This window comes from Vibrio sp. R11-SG3-ISO3-SZ (assembly GCF_059834345.1).
In genome coordinates this window covers 1-3,832 of the sequence record NZ_JCBDGX010000119.1, presented here as the reverse complement: position 1 = coordinate 3,832, position 3,832 = coordinate 1, and the positions used below count along the sequence as shown (strand labels likewise).

Here is a 3,832-nt window from a genome sequence, read left to right as displayed (position 1 = left end):
GCTGTAAGGTGTGCGTTCACTCAACTCACCCGCAATCATCTCTCTTTTGGTGCCAAAGCCTTTGACTTTTTTCATCGCAAAGCCCGCTTCAATCAGCCCTCTACGGACAAAACCGGCGGCAGTAAAGGTGGCGCAGTGACAGCCTTGTTTGGCGAGCCTCGCCATGCCGTCAAACAGCGTTTGATTCCACATTTCTGGGTTTTTACTCGGAGCAAATCCGTCGAGAAACCAGGTGTCGACGAAACCTTGCTCAGGGACTGGAACCAGAGGGAGGCAATCTTCAATGTCACCAAACCAGAGATCTAACGTCACGGCACCGTTATCGAGCACAATACGGTGACACTCAGGCACTGCAATCGGATAGTGCTTTTGCAGCTTTTGCGCGTAGCTGGCCAGCTCAGGCCACGCGAGGTGCGCTTTGGCCAAGTCTTCTTTGCTTAGGGGGTACTTCTCAAAACTGACAAAATGCAGCTCTCTAAGTGGCGCATCAGGATGGCGCTGTCTAAATTCATCAAACCATTGCCACAACGCAAGGAAGTTAAGCCCTGTGCCAAAACCGGTTTCTGCCACCACAAAACGGCGTTGGTCATATTCCTGCCATCTTTGCGGAAGATGATTTTGGGTCAGGAAAACATAACGGGTTTCTTCAAGACCATTAACGTTGGAGAAGTAGACGTCGTCAAATTGGTCGGAAACTGGTGTGCCAGCTTCATTCCAGCCAAGCTGGGCGTGCGAAATAGTGGTCATAGAGAGTCAGAGTTCTTTCTATTTAGACATTAAAAGTGTGAAGATTGTACGGATTTATGGGAAAGCTGACCACTTTTGCAGGGCAACTTCGTTATTATCTAGCGGAAATTTAATTTATAGGATTGTCATAATGAAACGTGTCGTAATCACCGGTATGGGTATTGTTTCGAGTATCGGTAACAACGCCGAAGAAGTGTTAGCGTCTCTAAAAGCAGGAAAATCTGGTATCACTGCCTCTGAGCAGTTTAAAGAACACGGTCTACGTTCGCAGGTTTGGGGTGATCTAAAAATCAACCCAGCAGAGCATATCGACCGTAAACAGATGCGCTTTATGGGTGATGCGGCTGCGTATGCTTACCTATCAATGGAACAAGCGATTGAAGACGCAGGCCTGACTCCAGAGTTGGTCTCTAACGATCGTACCGGTATTGTGGCAGGTTCAGGTGGCGCATCTGCGCTTAATCAAACGGTGGCGACTGACACCATGCGTGCCAAAGGCGTGAAACGTGTTGGTCCATACATGGTGCCTCGCACGATGTCATCGACAGTTTCTGCGTGTCTTGCGACACCGTTTAAAATCCGCGGCGTGAACTACTCAATGAGCTCGGCGTGTGCGACTTCTGCGCACTGTATTGGTCACGCGATGGAGCTAATTCAACTGGGTAAACAAGACATCGTTTTTGCCGGTGGTGGTGAAGAGCTCGATTGGTCTCAAACCATGATGTTTGATGCGATGGGCGCTCTGTCGACTAAGTACAACGAGACACCAGAAAAAGCGTCTCGTACCTACGATGCGGACCGTGATGGTTTCGTTATTTCTGGGGGTGGCGGTATGTTAGTCATCGAAGAGCTTGAGCACGCGCTTGCGCGCGGCGCGAAAATTTACGGCGAAATTGTTGGCTACGGCGCAACCTCTGATGGCTACGATATGGTGGCGCCATCAGGTGAAGGCGCGGTGCGTTGTATGAAGATGGCGATGCAAGCTGTCGATAGTATTGATTACGTCAACACGCACGGCACCTCTACACCGGTTGGTGATGTGAAAGAGTTGGGTGCGATTCAAGAGCTGTTTGGTCAAAACAGCCCAGCAATTTCAGCAACGAAAGCGATGACAGGTCATGCATTGGGCGCTGCAGGCGTACATGAAGCCATCTACTCAACTTTGATGCTGACTCACAACTTTATTGCCCCAAGTGTGAACATCGAAAATCTCGACGAAGCGGCTCAAGGCCTTGATATTGTGACTCAAGCGCGTGACGCTGAGTTGAACACTGTGATGTCAAACAGCTTCGGCTTTGGTGGAACGAACGCGACGTTGGTGATTAAAAAGTACCAAGCTTAATCGCTCGCGCTGGTTCGCCAGACACCCGTTTCCAGGACTGGTGGTGAAGAGTTTTACTCACCGCCGAACAGACGCAGACTCTGACCCATGGAGAGCGGGTTAGGATCCTTTTGTTCTGGATAATTGCCCGGCCATGCGCCGGGCTTTTTTACGTCAGGCGGGGCGTGCTACTCGACACCGAGCCTGCTTTTCTGCACAATCGCCCCAACGCCCTTTAATCAAAGACAGCACACCATGAAAATTCTAATCGATGAAAACATGCCTTACGCCGAAGGGCTATTTAGCCAACTGGGTGAGGTGGTGTTGAAATCAGGCCGACAAATCACTGCGCAAGACCTTATCGATGTGGATGCGCTCATGATTCGCTCCGTCACCAAAGTGAACGCAGAGCTTATCGCCAACGCCAATAAACTGAAATTTGTCGGCACCGCAACGGCGGGGATGGACCATGTCGACCAAGCATTATTGCGTGAACGAGGTATCTTCTTTACCGCCGCTCCCGGATGCAACAAAGTCGGCGTTGCTGAATATGTGGTGAGTGTGATGATGGTGCTAGCGCAGCAACACGGTTTCTCGGTGTTTGATAAAACCGTTGGCATTATTGGTGCTGGTCAGGTGGGCAGCTACTTACAAGCGTGTTTGGAGGGGATCGGCAGTCAAGTGCTCATCAACGATCCACCAAAACAAGCGCAAGGCGACGCGCGTTCGTTTACTCCGCTAGATACCTTGCTCGAGCAAGCGGATATTATTACCATCCATACGCCGATTACGAAAGAGGGCGAGTATCCTACCCATCACCTTATCGATGAAGCGGTACTCAACCGTTTACGCGGCGACCAAATCTTGATCAATGCGGCGCGGGGCCCCATCGTGGACAACAGTGCACTTAAGGCGCGGCTTGCGCGTCAAGATGGCTTTATTGCAGCACTGGACGTGTTTGAATTTGAACCTGAGGTTGATATGGAGTTGCTGCCTCTGCTAGCATTCGCGACCCCTCATGTGGCTGGATATGGGCTTGAGGGGAAAGCTCGTGGCACGACGATGATCTTTAATGCCTTTTGTGAGTTTTTAAATCAAGAGTTGAGCGCGAACGCCAGTGATCTGTTGCCGATCGCGCCGGTTCCTCGTCTTGAGCTTAATCGAGCGTGGGATGAGGCGACGCTACACACGATCACACAGCTCGTCTATGATGTGCGTAAAGATGATGCACTGTTTCGCCGAGAAATCGGTCAGCCCGGCGCCTTTGACGCCATGCGTAAAAATTACTGGGATAGACGCGAATACAGTGCCATCACGCTAGTGGGGACGGCTGATTGTCAGTTGTCACCCCTAGCCAAACTAGGTTTTCAGGTTGAGGTAAATCAATGAGCCAGCAATACAATGTTGCCATTTTGGGCGCGACAGGCGCCGTCGGTGAGACGATTTTAGACGTTTTACAAGAACGCAAATTTCCCGTGGGTGATCTCTACCTACTTGCCAGTGAGCGCAGTGAGGGCAAAAGCTACCGTTTTAATGGCAAAACGATCAAAGTAGAGAATGTTGAGAATTTTGACTGGTCTCAAGTTCATATTGCGCTGTTTTCCGCTGGGGGGGATTTGTCGGCGAAATGGGCACCCATCGCTGCAGAGGAAGGCGTTGTCGTGATCGACAATACGTCACACTTCCGCTATGAATATGACATTCCTCTTGTGGTGCCTGAGGTCAATCCAGAAGCGATTGCGGAATTTCGTAACCGCAACATCA

4 protein-coding genes are annotated in these 3,832 nt (G+C 50.5%); 3 read left to right on the top strand and 1 reads right to left on the bottom strand.

Annotation, left to right across the window (positions count from 1 at the left end):
* Positions 1-747: tRNA (5-methylaminomethyl-2-thiouridine)(34)-methyltransferase MnmC2 (gene mnmC2 / locus AC6R1O_RS14710; RefSeq protein ID WP_500657286.1), on the bottom strand; the 747-nt coding region annotated here is incomplete at its 3' end.
* A gap of 130 nt (positions 748-877) precedes the next feature.
* Between mnmC2 and fabB the strand changes: the two genes are divergently transcribed.
* The 3 genes from fabB to AC6R1O_RS14695 all read left to right on the top strand — a co-directional run.
* Complete coding sequence (fabB, locus tag AC6R1O_RS14705; RefSeq protein WP_487902647.1) at positions 878-2,089, top strand: beta-ketoacyl-ACP synthase I; 1,212 nt, start codon at positions 878-880, stop codon at positions 2,087-2,089.
* 234 nt (positions 2,090-2,323) lie between these two features.
* On the top strand, positions 2,324-3,457 hold the full coding sequence (locus AC6R1O_RS14700; RefSeq protein WP_500657285.1) for a 4-phosphoerythronate dehydrogenase: 1,134 nt from the start codon (positions 2,324-2,326) through the stop codon (positions 3,455-3,457).
* Positions 3,454-3,832, top strand: a 379-nt coding sequence (locus AC6R1O_RS14695) for an aspartate-semialdehyde dehydrogenase (protein WP_500657284.1), incomplete at its 3' end; no start/stop codon positions are given. The genes AC6R1O_RS14700 and AC6R1O_RS14695, both read left to right, overlap by 4 nt.

Bases quoted from the DNA above. Each gene is read 5' to 3' on its own strand.
- fabB (WP_487902647.1), top strand. From the start codon at position 878: ATGAAACGTGTCGTAATCACCGGTATGGGTATTGTTTCGAGTATCGGT.
- AC6R1O_RS14700 (WP_500657285.1), top strand. From the start codon at position 2,324: ATGAAAATTCTAATCGATGAAAACATGCCTTACGCCGAAGGGCTATTT.